Genomic DNA, 19,718 nt, shown 5'->3' on the forward strand with positions numbered 1-19,718 from the left:
CCCGTGCGTGGTCGTGCGGATGGTGCATCACGATGAACCCCCCAGTCCGCTTCCAGGAAAGCACGACACCGGGGGCCCGCGCCGCCCCATTCGATCCGCAAAGGATTTGAGTACCTTTGCATCAGCGTGCATACTTATCCGCATGACGGTACGGATCGCGGTCGCCGGGGCCAGCGGGTACGCCGGGGGAGAGGTGCTGCGCCTCCTGCTCGGTCACCCGGACGTGGAGATCGGCGCGCTCACCGCCGGCGGCAACGCGGGCTCCCCGCTGCTCGCCCACCAGCCGCACCTGCTGCCGCTGGCCGACCGGGTGCTGGAGGAGACCACCGCCGACACCCTCGAGGGCCACGACGTCGTCTTCCTCGCCCTGCCGCACGGCCGCTCGGCCGAGATCGCCGCCCGATTGGGCGACGACACGCTCGTCGTCGACTGCGGCGCGGACCACCGGCTCACCGACCCCGCCGCCTGGGACCGCTGGTACGGCGGCACGCACGCGGGCAGCTGGCCCTACGGCCTGCCCGAGCTGCCCGGTCAGCGCGACGAGCTGCGCGGCGCCCGCCGCGTCGCCGTGCCCGGCTGCTACCCGACCGTGTCCTCGCTGGCCCTGGCCCCCGCGATGGGGCTGGTCGAGCTCGAGGTGACGGTGGTGGCCGTGTCCGGCACGTCCGGCGCGGGCAAGGCGCTCAAGCCGAACCTCCTCGGCTCCGAGGTGATGGGCTCGCTCAGCGCCTACGGCGTCGGCGGCGCGCACCGGCACACCCCGGAGATCGCGCAGAACCTCGCCAAGGTCGCCGGCGGGCCGGTGGCGGTGTCGTTCACCCCGGTGCTGGCGCCGTTGCCGCGCGGCATCCTGGCGACCTGCTCGGCGACGCTCAAGGACGGTGACGCGGACGTCCGGGCCGCGTACGAGAAGGCCTACGCCGACGAGCCGTTCGTTCACCTGCTGCCGGAAGGCCACTGGCCGACCACGGGCGCGGTGCTCGGCTCGAACGCCGTGCAGCTCCAGGTGGCCGTCGACCGCGACGTGAACCGGCTGGTCGTGGTGGCCGCGATCGACAACCTGGCGAAGGGCACCGCGGGCGCCGCGGTGCAGTGCATGAACCTGGCACTCGGCCTGCCGGAGACCACCGGCCTGTCCACCGTGGGAGTAGCACCTTGAACCGCAACAAAGGCGTTACGGGACCGAAGGGCTTCAAGGCCGCCGGTGTCGCGGCCGGCATCAAGGAGTCCGGCGCGCTCGACCTGGCGCTGGTCGTCAACGAAGGTCCCGGCCAGGCCGCCGCGGGCGTCTTCACCACCAACCAGGTGAAGGCCGCGCCCGTGCTGTGGTCCCAGCAGGTGCTGCGGGAGCGCCAGCTCCACGCCGTCGTGCTGAACTCCGGCGGCGCGAACGCGTGCACCGGGCCCGAGGGCTTCCAGGACACCCACGCCACCGCCGAGAAGGTCGCCGAGGTGCTCGACGTCGGCGCGGTCGAGGTCGCGGTGTGCTCCACCGGCCTGATCGGCGAGCGCCTGCCGATGGACAACCTCAAGGCGGGCGTGGAGAAGGCGGCCCAGGAGCTGGGCGCCGGCGACCAGTCGGGCCTGGACGCCGCCACCGCCGTGATGACCACCGACACCCACCCCAAGCAGAGCTGGCAGGACCACCCGGACGGGTGGTCGGTCGGCGGGTTCGTCAAGGGCGCGGGGATGCTCTCGCCGAACATGGCCACGATGCTCAGCGTCATCACCACCGACGCGGTGATCGACGGCGACGCCCTGGACGCGGCCCTGCGCGCGGTCACCGCCAAGACCTACGACCGGCTCGACGTGGACGGCGGCACGTCCACCAACGACACCGTGCTCGTCCTCGCCTCCGGCGCCTCCGGTGTCGCGCCGAGCGCCGAGCAGTTCGCCGACGTGCTCACCGCCGTGGCGAACGACCTGGTCAAGCAGCTCCAAGGGGACGCGGAGGGCGTCACCAAGGAGGTCTCCATCACGGTCAACGGCGCGCTCACCGAGGCCGAGGCCGTCGTGGTCGCCAAGACCGTCGCCGAGGACAACCTGGTCAAGACCGCGCTGTTCGGCTCCGACCCGAACTGGGGCCGCATCGCGATGGCCGTCGGCCGCTCGCAGGCCACCGTGGACCAGCACAAGCTCGGCATCACGATCAACGGCGTCACGCTGTTCGCGGACGGGCACAAGGCCGCCGACCGCAGCGAGGCCGACCTGTCCGGCCGCGACGTGGCCATCGTGGTGGACCTGAACCTGGGTGACGGCACGGCCACCGTGCTGACCACCGACCTGTCCCACGGGTACGTCGAAGAGAACAGCGCGTACAGCTCGTGATCACACCGCAGGCCAAAGCCGGGATCCTGATCGAGGCGCTGCCGTGGTTGCAGCGCTTCCGGGGCGCGATCGTGGTCGTCAAGTACGGCGGCAACGCCATGGTGGACACCGAGCTGAAGCGGGCGTTCGCGCAGGACATGGTGTTCCTCAAGCTCGCCGGCCTGCACCCGGTCGTGGTGCACGGCGGCGGGCCGCAGATCGCCGCGATGCTCAAGCGGCTCGGCATCGAGTCCGAGTTCCGCGGCGGCCTGCGCGTGACCACGCCGGAGGCCATGGACGTGGTCCGGATGGTGCTGGTGGGCCAGGTGCAGCGCGAGCTGGTCGGCCTGATCAACTCGCACGGCCCGCTCGCGGTCGGCCTGTCCGGCGAGGACGCCCACCTGCTGACCGCCGCCCGGCGGCCAGCCGTGGTGGACGGCGAGCCGGTCGACATCGGGCTGGTCGGCGACATCGTCGACGTCAACCCGGACGCGGTGCTCGACATCGTGCGCGCGGGCCGCATCCCGGTCGTGTCCACGGTCGCGCCGGACGTCGACGGCGTGGTGCACAACGTCAACGCCGACACGGCGGCGGGCGCGGTGGCGGTGGCGCTGAAGGCCGAGAAGCTGGTCGTGCTCACCGACGTCGAGGGCCTGTACGCCGACTGGCCGGACAGGAGCTCGCTGCTGCACCGGGTGGACGCCGACCGGCTGGAGGAGATGCTGCCGGGCCTGGACAGCGGCATGGTGCCGAAGATGGAGGCCTGCCTGCGCGCGGTGCGCGGCGGCGTCCCCGAGGCGCACGTGATCGACGGCAGGCTGGCGCACTCGGTGTTGCTGGAGGTCTTCACCTCCGAGGGTGTCGGGACGATGGTGACCGAGCGGACTGGGGCGGACGAGGCATGAGCGACCAGCAGCGGTGGCAAGCCGCGATGATGAACAACTACGGCACGCCCGGCCTGACCCTGACCAGGGGCGAGGGCGCGCACGTCTGGGACGCCGACGGCAACCGCTACCTGGACCTGCTGACCGGCATCGCGGTCAACGCGCTCGGCCACGCGCACCCGGCGATCGTGGCCGCGGTGACCGAGCAGATCGGCAAGATCGGCCACACCTCCAACCTCTACATCAACGAGCCCGCGCTCACCCTCGCCGAACGGCTGCTCGACCTGTCCGGGGTGGACGGTGACGGCCGGGTCCTGTTCGCGAACTCCGGCGCGGAGGCCAACGAGGCCGCGTTCAAGCTGAGCCGCCGCACCGGCCGCACCAAGGTCGTCTCGACCGACGGCGGTTTCCACGGCCGCACCATGGGCGCGCTGGCGCTGACCGGCCAGCCCAAGAAGCGCGAGCCGTTCGAGCCGCTGGTGCCCGGCGTCGTGCACGTCCCGTACGGCGACGTGGCCGCCCTGGAAGCCGCGGTCGACGACGAGACCGCCGCGTTCGTCGTGGAGCCGATCCAGGGCGAGAACGGCGTCGTCGTGCCGCCCGAGGGCTACCTCCAGGAGGCCCGCCGGATCACCGCCGAGCACGGCGCGCTGCTCATCCTCGACGAGGTGCAGACCGGTGTCGGCCGGCTCGGCACCTGGTTCGCGTTCCAGCAGGTCGGCATCGTGCCCGACGTCATCACGCTGGCCAAGGGCCTCGGCGGCGGGCTGCCGCTGGGCGCGTGCATCGCGGTCGGCGCGGCCAAGGACCTGTTCGAGCCCGGCCAGCACGGCACCACGTTCGGCGGCAACCCGGTGTGCTGCGCCGCCGCGCTCGCGGTGCTCGACACGATCGCCTCCGACGGCCTGCTGGAGCACACCGCCGCGGTCGGCAAGGAGATCGCGTCCGGTGTCGAGGCGCTGGACCACCCGCTCATCTCCGGTGTGCGGGGCGCCGGCCTGCTGCTCGGCATCACGCTGCGCGAGGCGGTCTCGGCGAAGGCCGCGGCGGCCGCGCAGCGGGCCGGCTACCTGATCAACCCGATCCAGCCCGACGTCATCCGCCTGGCGCCGCCGCTGGTGCTGGACGAGGCGGACGCCCACCGACTGGTGGCCGACCTGCCGTCGTTCCTCCCCTCCCCAGGCCAGGAGCCGTGATGGTGCGCCACTTCCTGCGTGACGACGACCTGACCCCCGACGAGCAGGCCGCGGTCCTCGACCTCGCCGACGACTACAAGGCCGACCGGCTGACCGCCAAGCCGCTGACCGGGCCCAAGTCCGTCGCGGTGATCTTCGAGAAGAACTCCACCCGCACCCGGCTGTCGTTCGAGGTGGGCATCGCCCAGCTCGGCGGCAACCCGGTGATCATCGACGGCCGGTCCATGCAGCTCGGCCGCGAGGAGACCATCGAGGACACCTCCCGCATCCTGTCCGGGTACGTGGACGCGGTGATCTGGCGGACGTTCGCGCAGAAGCGCATCGACGCGATGGCGTCGGTGTCCCGCATCCCGGTGATCAACGCGCTGACCGACGAGTTCCACCCCTGCCAGGTGCTGGCCGACCTCCAGACCATCCGGCGCGTGCACGGCAGGCTCGCCGGCCTCACCGTCACCTACCTGGGCGACGGCGCGAACAACATGTCCCACTCGATGCTGCTCGGCGGCGTCACGGCGGGCATGCACGTGCGGATCGCCGCGCCCGCGCTGTTCCAGCCCCTGCCGTGGGTGCTGGACGACGCCCGCGAACGCGCCGCGGACACCGGCGGCTCGGTGACCGTCATCGAGGACCCGCGCGAGGCGGTGGACGGCTCCGACGTGCTGGTCACCGACACGTGGACGTCCATGGGCCAGGAGAACGACGGCCGCGACCGGATGCGCCCGTTCCGGCCCTACCAGCTCAACGCCGACCTCGTGGCCGCGACCGGCGTGAAGACGACCGTGCTGCACTGCCTGCCCGCCCACCGCGGCCAGGAGATCACCGACGACGTGCTGGACGGCCCGGACAGCGCCGTGTGGGACGAGGCGGAGAACCGGCTGCACGCCCAGAAGGCCCTGCTCGTGTGGTTGCTGGAGAACTCGGGCGGAACGCGCCGATGACCCGGACCGCGCGGCAGGCCCGCATCGTCGAACTGGTCGCCCAACGCGCCATCCGCAGCCAGTCGGAGCTGGCGAAGACGCTGGCGGTGGAAGGCATCGAGGTCACCCAGGCCACGCTGTCGCGCGACCTGGACGAACTGGGCGCGGTCAAGCTGCGCGGACCCGACGGCGGCGCGCCCGTCTACGTCATCCCCGAGGACGGCAGCCCGGTGCGGGGCGTGCAGGGCGGCACGTCCCGCCTCACCAGGGTGCTCGCCGAACTGCTCGTGTCGGTGGACCACTCGGGCAACCTGGCGGTCCTGCGCACCCCGCCCGGCGCGGCCCAGTTCCTGGCCAGCGCGCTGGACCGGGCCGCGCTGCACGACATCGTCGGCACCATCGCCGGTGACGACACCATCCTCGCCGTGGCCAGGGAACCCCTCACCGGCGCCGACCTGGCCGCCCGGGTCACCGCCCTCGCCGCGGGCGACGACCAGTCGCCGCAGGGTGACGCCGATGAGTGAGCGGGTCGTCCTCGTGTGCCCCGGCGGCGCGACGAGCGCGGTCGGGATCCACCGGCTCGCCGAGGAGACCGGCGCCGGGGTCGTCGCCGTCGCGGTGGACCTCGACCGGGGCGAGGACCCGGAGGCGTTCCGGCAGCGCGCGCTGGCCGGCGGCGCGGTGCGGGCCGAGGTGGTGGACGCCCGCGACGAGTTCGCCGACCGGTACTGCCTGCCCGCGCTGCGCGCCAACGCCCTGCGGCCCGCGTCCGCGCTGTACCCGCCGCTCGTCGCCGAGCACCTCGTCGGGGCCGCCGCGCGGCACGGCGCGACGGCGGTGGCGCACGGTTGCGCCGGCCACGACGGCGTCCGCCTGGAGGCGGGCATCCGCGCGCTCGCGCCCGACCTGCGTGTCCTCGCGCTGGTCCACGACCACGTGCCGCACCCCGCGGACCGCACCCCGCCGGTCGACCCGGGCGACCCCGACGAGCTGGTCGACCCCGACGAGCTGGTGATCACGTTCGACCGGGGCAGACCGGTCGCCATCGACGGCGAGACCGTCACCATGCTGCAGGCCGTCCAGGAGCTGAACCGGCGCGCGGGCGCGCGGGGGTCCGGCCGCGGCGCCCGCGTCCACGAGACACCGGGCGCGGTCGCCCTGACCACCGCGCACCGCGGCCTGGAGGACGCCACCCTGGAACCCGACCTGGCCCGCTTCAAGCGGCGGGTCGAGCGGCGCTGGGGTGAACTGGTGCGCGACGGCCTGTGGTTCTCGCCGCTCAAGCGGGCGCTCGACAGCTTCATCGACGACACCCAGCCGCACGTGTCCGGCGAGGTCCGGCTCGTGCTGCACGGTGCCCGCGCGGTCGTCGCCGACCGACGCGGCGAGCCGCCGCTGCCAGACTTCAGCCAAGGCCCCGCGTCACCGCGGTGCCTGCCGACCAAGATCGCCGCGAAGAGGGATTCGATCACGTGAGTTCATTGTGGGGTGGCCGGTTCGCCGGAGGACCGGCGGAGGCGATGGCGCGGCTGTCCGCGTCCACGCACTTCGACTGGCGACTCGCCCCGTACGACATCAGGGGCTCCCGCGCGCACGCCCGCGTGCTGCACCGGGCCGGCCTGCTGACCGCCGACGAGCTGGAGCGCATGCTGACGGCGCTGGACGCCCTGGAAGCCGACGTGGCCTCCGGGTCGTTCACCCCGACGCAGGCCGACGAGGACGTGCACACCGCGCTGGAACGCGGCCTGATCGAGCGCGCCGGACCCGAGCTGGGCGGCAAGCTGCGCGCCGGCCGGTCCCGCAACGACCAGGTGGCCACGCTGTTCCGGATGTGGCTGCGCGACGCCGCCCAACGGGTGGCCGCGGGCGTCCTGGACGTGGTCGACGCGCTGGCCGACCAGGCGTCCGCGCACGCCACCGCCGTCATGCCCGGCCGCACGCACCTGCAGTCCGCGCAGCCCGTGCTGCTGGCCCACCACCTGCTCGCGCACGGCCAGGCGCTGCTGCGCGACGTCGACCGGCTGGCCGACTGGGACAAGCGGACCGCCGTGTCGCCCTACGGCTCGGGCGCGCTGGCCGGCTCGTCGCTCGGCCTCGACCCGGCCGCGGTGGCCGCGGAGCTGGGCTTCGACGGCCCGGTGGAGAACTCCATCGACGGCACCGCCTCGCGCGACTTCGCCGCCGAGATCGCGTTCGTGCTGGCCATGATCGGCGTCGACCTGTCCCGGATCGCCGAAGAGGTGATCATCTGGACCACCGCCGAGTTCCGCTTCGCCGTGCTGGACGACGCGTGGGCCACCGGCAGCTCGATCATGCCGCAGAAGAAGAACCCGGACGTCGCCGAGCTGACCAGGGGCAAGTCCGGCCGGCTCATCGGCAACCTCACCGGGCTGCTGGCGACGTTGAAGGCCCAGCCGCTGGCCTACAACCGGGACCTCCAGGAGGACAAGGAGCCGCTGTTCGACTCGGTCGAGCAGTTGGAGCTGCTGCTGCCCGCGCTGGCCGGGATGATCGCCACCACCCGGTTCGACACCGCGCGGATGGCCGAGCTGGCGCCCGCCGGGTTCACCCTGGCCACCGACATCGCCGAGTGGCTGGTGCGGCAGGGCGTGCCGTTCCGGCTGGCGCACGAGGCGGCGGGCGAGTGCGTCCGGGTGGCCGAGGGGCGCGGCGTCGGGCTCGCGGAGCTGACCGACGAGGAGTTCGCCACCATCTCTCCCGCGCTGACGCCCGAAGTGCGTAGCGTGTTGACCGTGGAAGGGTCCATCGCGTCCCGGGACGCGCACGGCGGCACCGCGCCCGACCGCGTGGCCGAGCAGTTGAAGAGGCTGCGCGACAAGGTCTCCGTTGCCCGCAACGCCTAGGCAGCTCACCGAGCGGGAGCTCGCGGTCGACCCCGTCGACGCCGCGCGGCTCCTGCTCGGGAGCGTCATCGAGTCGACCACCGACGAGGGCGTGGTCGGGGTGCGGATCGTCGAGGTCGAGGCGTACCGGGGCGGCGACGACCCCGCCTCGCACTGCTACCGGGGCCGCACCCCGCGCAACGACGTCATGTTCGGCCCGGCCGGCCGGCTCTACGTGTACTTCGTCTACGGGATGCACTTCTGCGCGAACGTCGTGTCGCTGACCGACGGCGTGCCCGGCGCGGTGCTGCTGCGCGCCGGCGAGGTGGTCACCGGGTCCGAGCTGGCCCACACCCGCCGGCCGACCGCGCGCAGCGCCGCCGAACTGGCCAAGGGCCCCGCCCGGCTGACCGGCGTGCTCGGCCTGGACCGCGCGCACAACGGCGTGGACCTGACCGAGCCGGGCGCGACCGTGCGGCTGCTGGCCGGCGAGCCGGTGGACCCCGCCGACATCCGCACCGGGCCGCGCGTCGGCGTGGCCGTGGCGGTCGACGTGCCGTGGCGGTTCTGGATCGACTCGCCCGCCGTCAGCGCCTACCGCCGGGGCACCCGCCGCACGCGCGTCACGGCGGACCCGCGCTAGATCTCCCCGAACACGTGGGTGCCGGGCGCGTCCGCGTCGTCGCCCGCCCAGAACTCCACCCAGTGCCGGACGAACTCGGACTTCGAGATCACGCCGTCGCCGTCGAGGTCGAGCCGGGCGAACACGGCGTCGGTGGGGGAGTCGTCCCCGGTCCAGGCGTGGATCATGCGGCCGTACTCGGGCGCGGACACCTGGCCGTCGCCGTCCTCGTCCACCGCCTCGAACATCGACTCCGCCGTGGCCACCACCAGGTCGAGCATGGTGCCCAGGTCGCTCACCACGGACAGCACCTCGTCCATGTCCACCCTGTTGTCGTGGTCGTGGTCCGACGCCACCTGCAACGTCTCCCACCAGCCCATCATGATCTGCCGCAACCGGTCGTCCTCCCCGTTCCCGCCCCGGATGCGCACCCACCGGTCCGTCAACGCCTCGAAATCGGCACGCTCCAGGAACCCGTCACCGTTCGAGTCCATGGCGGTGAACACGATGGAGGTCTTCTTGCGCTGCAAGTCGCTGGCCACCCCAGCAAACTTGGTCGCGGAACGCCGCGAGGACAATTGACCAGCCGGGGCAAATCGCTGCGCGCCCGAGTGACATCGCGGTGACGGTCGGTAGCACCACCCCGGCCGGCTAGCGCACCGTCCGGCGGTACCACACGCGCCGCTCGTGCACCGGCAGCGCCACCCGGCTGATGATGCCGGTCAGCACCGCCCCGATCAGCAGCCACAGCAACGCCGCCAAGCCGTCGTTGAGCAACGTCCGCAGACCGGCGCTCGCCGGCGTGAACAGGTCGCGCAGACCCAGCGACACCCCCGCCGACCAGGAGTCGATCAGCTGGGCGAACCCGTTCGCCGGGTTGGCGCCGCCGATCACCAGGAAGATGTGGATCGCCAGCACGATCGCGAACAACCAGCACAGCAGGTCGATCACGGCGCACACCACGCGCACCGCCCGCACCCTGCCGTCCCCGCGCTCGACGACTTCCTCCTCACGCGGGTACACGGCTTCCTCCCGGTACACGGGCTCCTCCCGGTACACGGGCTCGGCCGGGCGCAGGTGCTCGGTGGGACGGTCGGAGGGACGTCGGTCGCGGTTCGGGAAGGTCATCGCCGTGGTCCTCTCAGTAGGGCCCATCGCCGACTACCCGCCACCGGCACCGCCTCAAACTGCTTTGCGCAGGTAGGGGAGAATGGCTGTCCGTGAGCGAGCACATCCTCGATGAGCTGTCCTGGCGCGGCCTGATCGCGCAGTCCACCGATCTCGACGCGCTGCGGAAGGACCTCGACGCCGGTCCGCTCACCCTCTACGCCGGGTTCGACCCGACCGCCCCCAGCCTGCACGCCGGCAACCTCGTCCCGCTGCTCATGCTGCGCCGCTTCCAGCGCGCCGGGCACCGGCCGATCGTCCTGGCGGGCGGCGCCACCGGCATGATCGGCGACCCGCGTGACAGCGCGGAGCGCGCGCTCAACACGCTGGACACCGTGGCCGAGTGGGCCGGGCGCATCCGCGGCCAGCTGGAGCGGTTCGTCGAGTTCGACGACAGCCCCACCGGCGCGGTCGTGGTCAACAACCTGGACTGGACCGGGAACGTCTCGGTGCTGGAGTTCCTGCGCGACGTCGGCAAGCACTTCTCGATCAACGTCATGCTGGCCCGGGAGACGGTGAAGCGCCGCCTCGAAGGCGACGGCATGTCCTACACCGAGTTCAGCTACCTGCTCCTGCAGTCGCACGACTACCTCCAGCTCAACCGGAAGTTCGGCACCCGGCTCCAGGTGGGCGGCTCCGACCAGTGGGGCAACATCATCGGCGGCGTCGACCTGGTCCGGAAGGTCGACGGCGGCTCCGTGCACGCGCTGACCGCCCCGCTGGTCACCGACGCCGAGGGCCGCAAGTTCGGCAAGTCGACCGGCGGCGGCAACGTGTGGCTCGACCCGGAGATGACCTCGCCGTACGCCTGGTACCAGTACTTCGTGAACGTGGGCGACGCCGACGTCCTGCGCTACCTGCGGCTGTTCACCTTCCTGACCCAGGAGGAGATCGCCGAGCTGGAGCGGCAGACCACCGAGGCGCCGCACCTGCGCGCCGCGCAGAAGAAGCTGGCCGAGGAGTTCACCAACCTGGTGCACGGCGAGCACGAGACGCAGCAGGTCATCGCGGCGAGCCAGGCCCTGTTCGGCCGCGGCGAGCTGCGCGGGCTGGACCTCTCGACGCTGGAGGCCGCGATGGCGGAGGCGCCGACGGGCGAGGTGCGCCTGGCCGACGCGCCGACCATCGTCGACCTGCTGGTCAACTCCGGGCTGGCGGACAGCAAGGGCGCGGCGCGGCGCACCGTGAAGGAAGGCGGCGCGTACGTGAACAACTCCAAGGTCACCGACGAGGAGTGGGTCCCGGCCGAGGAGGACCTGCTGCACGGGTCGTGGCTGGTCGTCCGGCGCGGCAAGCGCAACACCGCCGGCGTGCGGGTGCGGCCCTGACCCGGGACTGACCCACGTCTGACCTGCGTCGACAGGTTCCACGAGCACGACCTCGAAGGCCGTCGGTCCCATCCGGACCGGCGGCCTTCGACACGTTCAGGTGTGATCGCGGTCACACTGTTGCCGGTGGACCGGGTCGGATAGCGTGGACTCGAGTGCGGCACGGGCTGCTGACCTGCGGTTTCAGCCTGTCGCACGGTGCTGCGCCCCCGATTTGACCTCCGGTTCGGGTGCGTGTAACTTTCTCCATGTCAGCGCGGAACGGGCCGGGAACACCGGAACGGAGTGCGGCAGGTCACGAACCAAGCTCCCGCTAGCGTGGTAGAGTGGGTGACCTCGGAACGGAAGACCCAGCCGAGCCTCGTCTGAGGCCAGCGGCCAGGGCGTCTAGTTTCTAAACACAAGCTTTAGCTGAATCACAAGCCTCGGATCGAGCCGCTTCAGCGCGGCGCGTGATGATGTGCGCGTGTTCTTTGAGAACTCAACAGCGTGCCGAATAGCCAGTAAATTTATGAACCTCGTCAAGAGGTTTCCTTTGAGATTGTTACTGGACAACTGACATTCATGTCAGTGTTGTTCGGAGCGATCAAACATTCCTTATTGGAGAGTTTGATCCTGGCTCAGGACGAACGCTGGCGGCGTGCTTAACACATGCAAGTCGAGCGGTAAGGCCCTTCGGGGTACACGAGCGGCGAACGGGTGAGTAACACGTGGGTAACCTGCCCTGTACTCTGGGATAAGCCTGGGAAACTAGGTCTAATACCGGATATGACTCCATTAGGCATCTTGTGGGGTGGAAAGTTCCGGCGGTACAGGATGGACCCGCGGCCTATCAGCTTGTTGGTGGGGTAATGGCCTACCAAGGCGACGACGGGTAGCCGGCCTGAGAGGGTGACCGGCCACACTGGGACTGAGACACGGCCCAGACTCCTACGGGAGGCAGCAGTGGGGAATATTGCACAATGGGCGAAAGCCTGATGCAGCGACGCCGCGTGAGGGATGACGGCCTTCGGGTTGTAAACCTCTTTCAGCGGGGACGAAGGGCAACTGACGGTACCCGCAGAAGAAGCACCGGCTAACTACGTGCCAGCAGCCGCGGTAATACGTAGGGTGCGAGCGTTGTCCGGAATTATTGGGCGTAAAGAGCTCGTAGGCGGTTTGTTGCGTCGGCTGTGAAAACTTCACGCTTAACGTGGAGCCTGCAGTCGATACGGGCAGACTTGAGTTCGGCAGGGGAGACTGGAATTCCTGGTGTAGCGGTGAAATGCGCAGATATCAGGAGGAACACCGGTGGCGAAGGCGGGTCTCTGGGCCGATACTGACGCTGAGGAGCGAAAGCGTGGGGAGCGAACAGGATTAGATACCCTGGTAGTCCACGCCGTAAACGGTGGGTGCTAGGTGTGGGGGACTTCCACGTCCTCCGTGCCGCAGCTAACGCATTAAGCACCCCGCCTGGGGAGTACGGCCGCAAGGCTAAAACTCAAAGGAATTGACGGGGGCCCGCACAAGCGGCGGAGCATGTGGATTAATTCGATGCAACGCGAAGAACCTTACCTGGGCTTGACATGCACCGGAAACCTGCAGAGATGTAGGCCTCTTCGGACTGGTGTACAGGTGGTGCATGGCTGTCGTCAGCTCGTGTCGTGAGATGTTGGGTTAAGTCCCGCAACGAGCGCAACCCTCGTTCCATGTTGCCAGCGCGTAATGGCGGGGACTCATGGGAGACTGCCGGGGTCAACTCGGAGGAAGGTGGGGATGACGTCAAGTCATCATGCCCCTTATGTCCAGGGCTTCACACATGCTACAATGGCCGGTACAGAGGGCTGCTAAGCCGTGAGGTGGAGCGAATCCCACAAAGCCGGTCTCAGTTCGGATCGGGGTCTGCAACTCGACCCCGTGAAGTCGGAGTCGCTAGTAATCGCAGATCAGCAACGCTGCGGTGAATACGTTCCCGGGCCTTGTACACACCGCCCGTCACGTCACGAAAGTCGGTAACACCCGAAGCCCGTGGCCCAACCAGCTTGCTGGGGGGAGCGGTCGAAGGTGGGACTGGCGATTGGGACGAAGTCGTAACAAGGTAGCCGTACCGGAAGGTGCGGCTGGATCACCTCCTTTCTAAGGAGCATTCCTCACCGGTCTTCTTCGGAGGGCCTGTGGAGAGCCTCGCGATCGGCGAATGATCGATCGGTGGTTGCTCAATGATGTGGATGCTGGCTATATACAGAACCTGGGATTGTTCGCGGAGTTAGTACTGCTCTCCGGAGCGTGGAAGGGTCCGTGAGGGGTTCGAGTCTTCTGTTCGGTACGCTGTTGGGTCCTGAGAGAACACGTGAGTGTCTCTTTCAGCGAGAAACGACAGGACGGTCTCCGTCCGCGAACCGCCGGGTTGTCCGGTAGGCGTGGGCAGTAGCGGGATGGTGTCTGGTTGTTCTTTGAGAACTGCACAGTGGATGCGAGCATCTTTGTGGCAAGTTATTAAGGGCACACGGTGGATGCCTTGGCACCAGGAGCCGATGAAGGACGTAGGAGACTGCGAAAAGCCTTGGGGAGCTGTCAACCGAGCTGAGATCCAAGGGTATCCGAATGGGGAAACCCGGCCCCAGTCATGTGGGGTCACCCACGCCTGAACACATAGGGCGTGTGGAGGGAACGCGGGGAAGTGAAACATCTCAGTACCCGCAGGAAGAGAAAACAACCGTGATTCCGTGAGTAGTGGCGAGCGAAAGCGGAAGAGGCTAAACCGTATTCGTGTGATACCCGGCAGGGGTTGCGTGTACGGGGTCGTGGGACCTGTTCGTCAGTTCTGCCGGACTGACAAGGAGTCATAAAACGGTGTCGTTAGCGGAACGCGTCTGGAAAGCGTGGCCGTAGAGGGTGAAAGTCCCGTACGCGAAAACTCACCGTCTCCTTACAGTGTTCCCAAGTAGCAGCGTACTCGTGAAATTCGCTGTGAATCTGGCGGGACCACCCGCTAAGCCTGAATACTACCTGGTGACCGATAGCGGACTAGTACCGTGAGGGAAAGGTGAAAAGTACCCCGGGAGGGGAGTGAAATAGTACCTGAAACCGTGTGCCTACAATCCGTCGGAGCCTTTAGGGGTGACGGCGTGCCTTTTGAAGAATGAGCCTGCGAGTTAGTGCTGCGTGGCGAGGTTAACCCGTGTGGGGTAGCCGTAGCGAAAGCGAGTCCGAATAGGGCGTGTGAGTCGCGTGGTCTAGACCCGAAGCGGAGTGATCTAGCCATGGCCAGGGTGAAGCGTGGGTAAGACCGCGTGGAGGCCCGAACCCACCAGGGTTGAAAACCTGGGGGATGAGCTGTGGTTAGGGGTGAAAGGCCAATCAAACTCCGTGATAGCTGGTTCTCCCCGAAATGCATTTAGGTGCAGCGTCGTGTGTTTCGTGCCGGAGGTAGAGCACTGGATGGTCTAGGGGGCCCACAAGCTTACCGAAATCAACCAAACTCCGAATGCCGGTACGTGAGAGCGCGGCAGTGAGACTGCGGGGGATAAGCTTCGTAGTCGAGAGGGAAACAGCCCAGAACGCCGGCTAAGGCCCCTAAGTGTGTGCTAAGTGGGAAAGGATGTGGGGTCGCCCAGACAACCAGGAGGTTGGCTTAGAAGCAGCCACCCTTTAAAGAGTGCGTAATAGCTCACTGGTCAAGTGGTCCTGCGCCGACAATGTAGCGGGGCTCAAGCACACCGCCGAAGCCGTGTCATTTCGATTTAGGTCGGGATGGGTAGGGGAGCGTCGTTCAGCCATTGAAGCGCCGGAGTGATCCAGGTGTGGAGGCTGGACGAGTGAGAATGCAGGCATGAGTAGCGAAAGACGAGTGAGAAACTCGTCCGCCGGATGACCAAGGGTTCCTGGGCCAGGCTAATCCGCCCAGGGTAAGTCGGGACCTAAGGCGAGGCCGACAGGCGTAGTCGATGGACAACGGGTTGATATTCCCGTACCCGTGTGAACGCGCCCATGGCGAACCTTGTGATACTAACCGCCCGAAGCCCGCTCTGATTCTTCGGATGAGGGGCGATGTGGAGCGCGGGACCTGAACTTGTAGTAGTCAAGCGATGGGGTGACGCAGGAGGGTAGCTCCGCCAGTGAGTGGTAGTACTGGTGTAAGCGTGTAGGGAGAGTTGTAGGCAAATCCGCAGCTCATATATCCTGAGACGTGATGCATAGCCGATTGAGGCGAAGTAGAGTGATCCCATGCTGCCGAGAAAAGCCTCTAGTGAGTGTTCATGCGGCCCGTACCCCAAACCGACACAGGTGGTCAGGTAGAGAATACCGAGGCGATCGGGCGAACTGTGGTTAAGGAACTCGGCAAAATGCCCCCGTAACTTCGGGAGAAGGGGGGCCGAGGGATTTGAAGCCCCTTGCGGGCTAGGATTTTTCGGCCGCAGAGACCAGCGAGAAGCGACTGTTTACTAAAAACACAGGTCCGTGCGAAGTCGCAAGACGATGTATACGGACTGACGCCTGCCCGGTGCTGGAACGTTAAGGGGACCGGTTAGTCTTTCGGGGCGAAGCTGAGAACTTAAGCGCCAGTAAACGGCGGTGGTAACTATAACCATCCTAAGGTAGCGAAATTCCTTGTCGGGTAAGTTCCGACCTGCACGAATGGCGTAACGACTTCTCGACTGTCTCAACCACAGGCCCGGCGAAATTGCACTACGAGTAAAGATGCTCGTTACGCGCGGCAGGACGGAAAGACCCCGGGACCTTTACTATAGCTTGGTATTGGTGTTCGGTTCGGCTTGTGTAGGATAGGTGGGAGACTGTGAAGCGCTGACGCCAGTCAGTGTGGAGTCGTCGTTGAAATACCACTCTGGTCGTACTGGATGTCTAACCTCGGTCCGTGATCCGGATCAGGGACAGTGCCTGGTGGGTAGTTTAACTGGGGCGGTTGCCTCCCAAAGGGTAACGGAGGCGCTCAAAGGTTCCCTCAGCCTGGTTGGCAATCAGGTGTCGAGTGCAAGTGCACAAGGGAGCTTGACTGTGAGACCGACAGGTCGAGCAGGGACGAAAGTCGGAACTAGTGATCCGGCCATGGCTTGTGGAAGCGTGGTCGCTCAACGGATAAAAGGTACCCCGGGGATAACAGGCTGATCTTGCCCAAGAGTCCATATCGACGGCATGGTTTGGCACCTCGATGTCGGCTCGTCGCATCCTGGGGCTGGAGTAGGTCCCAAGGGTTGGGCTGTTCGCCCATTAAAGCGGTACGCGAGCTGGGTTTAGAACGTCGTGAGACAGTTCGGTCCCTATCCGCCGCGCGCGTAGGATACTTGCGGAAGGCTGTCCCTAGTACGAGAGGACCGGGACGGACGGACCTCTGGTGTGCCAGTTGTCCTGCCAAGGGCATTGCTGGTTGGCTACGTTCGGAAGGGATAACCGCTGAAAGCATCTAAGCGGGAAGCCTGTTCCTAGATGAGGTATCCCACCCCTTTGTGGGTTAAGGCCCCCAAGAGACCATTGGGTTGATAGGCCGGAGATGGAAGGTCGGTAACGGCTGGAGTTGACCGGTACTAATAGGCCGAGGACTTGTCATGAAGACGCTACGCATCCACTGTGCGGTTCTGAAAGAACCGAACCGGACCGTCACGGTCCACCCTTGTGTGGGGTGGGGTGTGGTGCCTACGGGTTGGTAATTTCATAGTGTTTCGGTGGTCATAGCGGTTGGGGAACACCCGGTCCCATTCCGAACCCGGTAGTTAAGCCTTCCAGCGCCGATGGTACTGCACTCGTGAGGGTGTGGGAGAGTAGGACGCCGCCGAACAATTTTTCCCTGAAAGGGCTTGTGGTTGGGGGCACATTGATTTGTGCTTCAACCACAAGCCCTTTCGGCGTGTCCACCAGTAGGAGGAGCTAGTGCCCAGGTTCGGGGATCGACCCGGCGACCGTCAGCGTGGCCAGGGAGACCGACCGCGCCGATCCGATGACGGTGGCCGTGCCCAGGGAAGCCGCAAGCCGACCACCAGCAGTGGCGGTGGACCGCGTCGGGACGAGCGGCCCGGCAACGACCGGTACACGAGTGGCGACAAGCCCCGTGGCGGCGACCGGCGCGACGACAACCGGGGCGAACGCCCTCGCTACGACAAGCCCCGTGACGACCGCGGCGCAGCCCCACGACGGGATGACAACCGGAGCGGTGGTTTCCGCCGCGACTCCGGCGACCGGCCGAGCTACCCGCGCCGCGATGACCGCGGTGGCGCCCCACGACGCGACGACCGCACCGGTGACCGGGGCGGGTTCCGGCGCGACGACAGCCGTGGTGAGCGTCCGCGCTACGACCGGCGCGACGACCGCGGCTCCGACCGCAATGCCGCTCCTCGTGGAGCGGACCGCGGCGAACGCCCCAGCTACCCGCGTCGGGACGACCGGGCCGGTGGTGGCCGGCCCAGCAGCGACCGCGGCGGCTACCCGAGGCGCGACGACCGCTCGAGCAGCGACCGGGGTGGGTACCAGCGGCGCGACGACCGGCCCAGCTACCCGCGCCGGGACGACCGGAGCGGCAGCGACCGCCCGAGCTACCCGAAGCGCGACGACCGCGCGGGCAGCGACCGCCCGAACCGTTCGAGCAGCGACCGGCCCAGTGGCGACCGCGGCGGCTACCCGCGTCGGGACGACCGGCCCAGTGGCGACCGCGGTGGTTACCAGCGCCGCGACGATCGACCGAGCGGTGACCGGCCCAGCTACCCCCGGCGTGACGATCGACCGAGCGGTGACCGCGGTGGTTACCAGCGGCGGGATGACCGGGCCGGCGGTGACCGCGGTGGGGAGCGTTCCAGCTACCCGCGCCGCGACGACCGCCCCAGTGGCGACCGCCCGAGCTACCCGCGCCGGGACGATCGGGGCGGCAGCGACCGCGGTGGGTACCAGCGGCGCGACGACCGACCGAGTGGCGACCGTGGCGGCTACCAGCGTCGGGACGACCGCCCGAGCGGCGACCGCCCGAGCTACCCCCGACGCGATGACCGGCCCAGTGGCGACCGCGGTGGGTACCAGCGCCGCGACGACCGGCCGAGCGGTGACCGTCCCAGCTACCCCCGGCGTGACGACCGGCCGAGCGGTGACCGCGGCGGTTACCAGCGGCGGGACGACCGGGCCGGCGGTGACCGCGGTGGCGAGCGTTCCAGCTACCCGCGCCGCGACGACCGGGGCGGGAGCGACCGCGGTGGTTACCAGCGGCGCGATGACCGGCCTCGCCACGACAAGGCCGTGCAGGACAAGGCTGGGCAGGACAAGCTCGCGTACGACAAGCCCGGCAGCGACAAGCGGGACTCGCGCAGCCGTGATCGGGCCGCGCGGTTCCAGGAGCGGGTCGCCCAGGCCGACGGGCAGCAGGTCACCGAGGGCACCTCGGCCGAGGTCGAGGCGAGCGCCGTCGAGGGTGACGCGGTAGCGGTCGACGCCGTCGAGACCGAGGCGGCCGAGGGCAAGGCCGTCGAGGGTGAGGCCGTTGTCGCCGACGAGTCGGTGACGGCGGAGGTCGAGGCGGCGGACGAGAAGTCCGAAGCCGACGACGACGAGAACGCCGACGAGGCGGCGGCGGACACCGGTGCGCCGGAGGCCGAGGCGTCGGAGACCGGGCCGGTGGCGGCCGGTGAGGGCGAGTCCGAAGAGCGCGTGTACACCCGGGCCCGGACGCCCGAGCTGCCCGAGGACGCCGACATCTCCGTCCTCGACCCCGAGGTGAAGCAGGAGCTTCGCGGGCTGCCCAAGGGCCTGGCCGAGATCGTGGGCCGGCACCTGGCGGCGGCGGGCATGCTGATCGACAGCGAGCCCGAGCTGGCGCTGGAGCACGCGCGGTACGCGCGGACGAAGGCGGCGCGGGTCGCGGTGGTCCGGGAGGCCGCCGGTCTCGCCGCCTACCACGCCGGCGAGTGGGCCGAGGCGTTGTCCGAGCTGAGGACCGCCCGGCGCATGTCGCACGGCACCGGGCACGTCGCGGTGATGGCCGACTGCGAGCGGGCGCTGGGGCGTCCCGAGCGGGCCATCGAGCTGGCACGCGAGGCTCAGGTGGCGCTGCTGTCCCCGGACGAGGCGGTGGAGCTGCGGATCGTCGCGGCCGGCGCCCGGCGCGACATGGGGCAGCTGGACGCGGCCGTCGTGGCGTTGCAGGGCGACGACCTGGACGAGAAGCGGCGTGACCCGTGGAGCGCGCGGCTGTTCTACGCCTACGCGGACAACCTCGAAGCCGCCGGTCGCACCGAGGAAGCCGTGAAGTGGTTCCTCAACGCCGCCCAGGCCGACGACGACAACGAGACCGACGCCGCCGAGCGCGCGTTCGACCTCAGCCCGCAGGACTGACCTCCGCGAGCCCGGCGAGAACGCCCGGTCCGGTCAACACCCGCCGGGCCGCGCGGCCACAAGACCGAAGTCACACCTGAAGGCTCGGCGCCACCCGGCGCCGAGCCTTCAGACTGTTCACACCGGAGCACCCCCCGGGAACACCGA

The 19,718-nt window shown here is 68.6% G+C and carries 14 protein-coding genes and 3 rRNA genes; 14 read left to right on the forward strand and 3 right to left on the reverse strand.

The window, feature by feature from the left end; genetic code table 11:
* Positions 1-142 precede the first annotated feature (142 nt).
* The 9 genes from argC to EDD40_RS32670 are packed head-to-tail and all read left to right on the forward strand — an operon-like array spanning position 143 to position 8,790.
* A complete protein-coding gene (gene argC / locus EDD40_RS32630; RefSeq protein WP_123746336.1) occupies positions 143-1,159 on the forward strand; it encodes an N-acetyl-gamma-glutamyl-phosphate reductase in 1,017 nt (338 codons plus the stop codon).
* Entirely contained in the window at positions 1,156-2,328 is a 1,173-nt protein-coding gene (gene argJ / locus EDD40_RS32635; protein WP_123746337.1) for a bifunctional glutamate N-acetyltransferase/amino-acid acetyltransferase ArgJ, read from the forward strand. Before argC ends, argJ begins: the two co-directional genes overlap by 4 nt.
* The gene (gene argB, locus EDD40_RS32640) at positions 2,325-3,212 is read left to right on the forward strand and encodes an acetylglutamate kinase (RefSeq protein ID WP_123746338.1); all 888 of its coding nucleotides are present in this window, start codon (positions 2,325-2,327) and stop codon (positions 3,210-3,212) included. Before argJ ends, argB begins: the two co-directional genes overlap by 4 nt.
* Entirely contained in the window at positions 3,209-4,387 is a 1,179-nt protein-coding gene (locus tag EDD40_RS32645; protein ID WP_123746339.1) for an acetylornithine transaminase, read from the forward strand. The genes argB and EDD40_RS32645 overlap by 4 nt, the downstream gene beginning before the upstream one ends.
* Positions 4,387-5,325, forward strand: coding sequence for an ornithine carbamoyltransferase (gene argF / locus EDD40_RS32650; RefSeq protein ID WP_123746340.1), 939 nt, complete (start codon positions 4,387-4,389; stop codon positions 5,323-5,325). Before EDD40_RS32645 ends, argF begins: the two co-directional genes overlap by 1 nt.
* A complete protein-coding gene (locus EDD40_RS32655; protein ID WP_123746341.1) occupies positions 5,322-5,828 on the forward strand; it encodes an arginine repressor in 507 nt (168 codons plus the stop codon). The genes argF and EDD40_RS32655 overlap by 4 nt, the downstream gene beginning before the upstream one ends.
* Positions 5,821-6,780 (forward strand): argininosuccinate synthase domain-containing protein, encoded by a 960-nt coding sequence (locus EDD40_RS32660; protein WP_123748448.1) that lies wholly within the window; start codon positions 5,821-5,823, stop codon positions 6,778-6,780. The genes EDD40_RS32655 and EDD40_RS32660 overlap by 8 nt, the downstream gene beginning before the upstream one ends.
* Positions 6,777-8,168: an argininosuccinate lyase gene (argH, locus tag EDD40_RS32665; protein WP_123746342.1), complete on the forward strand. Its 1,392-nt coding sequence runs from the start codon at positions 6,777-6,779 to the stop codon at positions 8,166-8,168. The genes EDD40_RS32660 and argH overlap by 4 nt, the downstream gene beginning before the upstream one ends.
* Complete coding sequence (locus tag EDD40_RS32670; RefSeq protein WP_123746343.1) at positions 8,152-8,790, forward strand: DNA-3-methyladenine glycosylase; 639 nt, start codon at positions 8,152-8,154, stop codon at positions 8,788-8,790. The genes argH and EDD40_RS32670 overlap by 17 nt, the downstream gene beginning before the upstream one ends.
* On the opposite strand, the gene EDD40_RS32675 is transcribed toward EDD40_RS32670, so the two are convergent.
* Both EDD40_RS32675 and EDD40_RS32680 read right to left on the reverse strand, forming a co-directional pair.
* A complete protein-coding gene (locus EDD40_RS32675; protein WP_211348277.1) occupies positions 8,787-9,311 on the reverse strand; it encodes an EF-hand domain-containing protein in 525 nt (174 codons plus the stop codon). The genes EDD40_RS32670 and EDD40_RS32675 overlap by 4 nt on opposite strands.
* A gap of 109 nt (positions 9,312-9,420) precedes the next feature.
* Positions 9,421-9,897, reverse strand: a complete 477-nt coding sequence (locus EDD40_RS32680; RefSeq protein WP_246037982.1) for a hypothetical protein — start codon at positions 9,895-9,897, stop codon at positions 9,421-9,423.
* A 92-nt stretch (positions 9,898-9,989) separates the two neighbouring features.
* On the opposite strand from EDD40_RS32680, the gene tyrS reads away from it, so the two are divergent.
* From tyrS to rrf, 4 genes are all read left to right on the forward strand, one after another.
* The gene (tyrS, locus tag EDD40_RS32685) at positions 9,990-11,264 is read left to right on the forward strand and encodes a tyrosine--tRNA ligase (protein WP_123746344.1); all 1,275 of its coding nucleotides are present in this window, start codon (positions 9,990-9,992) and stop codon (positions 11,262-11,264) included.
* 597 nt (positions 11,265-11,861) lie between these two features.
* Positions 11,862-13,379, forward strand: a 16S ribosomal RNA gene (locus EDD40_RS32690).
* Between the two features lie 350 nt (positions 13,380-13,729).
* A 23S ribosomal RNA gene (locus EDD40_RS32695) occupies positions 13,730-16,810 on the forward strand.
* 110 nt (positions 16,811-16,920) lie between these two features.
* A 5S ribosomal RNA gene (gene rrf / locus EDD40_RS32700) occupies positions 16,921-17,037 on the forward strand.
* Together the 16S, 23S and 5S rRNA genes form the textbook arrangement of a ribosomal RNA operon.
* Before the next feature lie 89 nt (positions 17,038-17,126).
* On the opposite strand, the gene EDD40_RS41170 is transcribed toward rrf, so the two are convergent.
* Positions 17,127-18,470 (reverse strand): hypothetical protein, encoded by a 1,344-nt coding sequence (locus tag EDD40_RS41170; RefSeq protein ID WP_148088972.1) that lies wholly within the window; start codon positions 18,468-18,470, stop codon positions 17,127-17,129.
* Between the two features lie 9 nt (positions 18,471-18,479).
* Between EDD40_RS41170 and EDD40_RS43840 the strand changes: the two genes are divergently transcribed.
* Positions 18,480-19,571, forward strand: a complete 1,092-nt coding sequence (locus EDD40_RS43840) for a tetratricopeptide repeat protein (protein WP_148088973.1) — start codon at positions 18,480-18,482, stop codon at positions 19,569-19,571.
* The last annotated feature ends 147 nt before the right edge of the window (positions 19,572-19,718 follow it).

Source organism: Saccharothrix texasensis (genome assembly GCF_003752005.1).
Classification (GTDB): Bacteria; Actinomycetota; Actinomycetes; order Mycobacteriales; family Pseudonocardiaceae; genus Actinosynnema; species Actinosynnema texasense.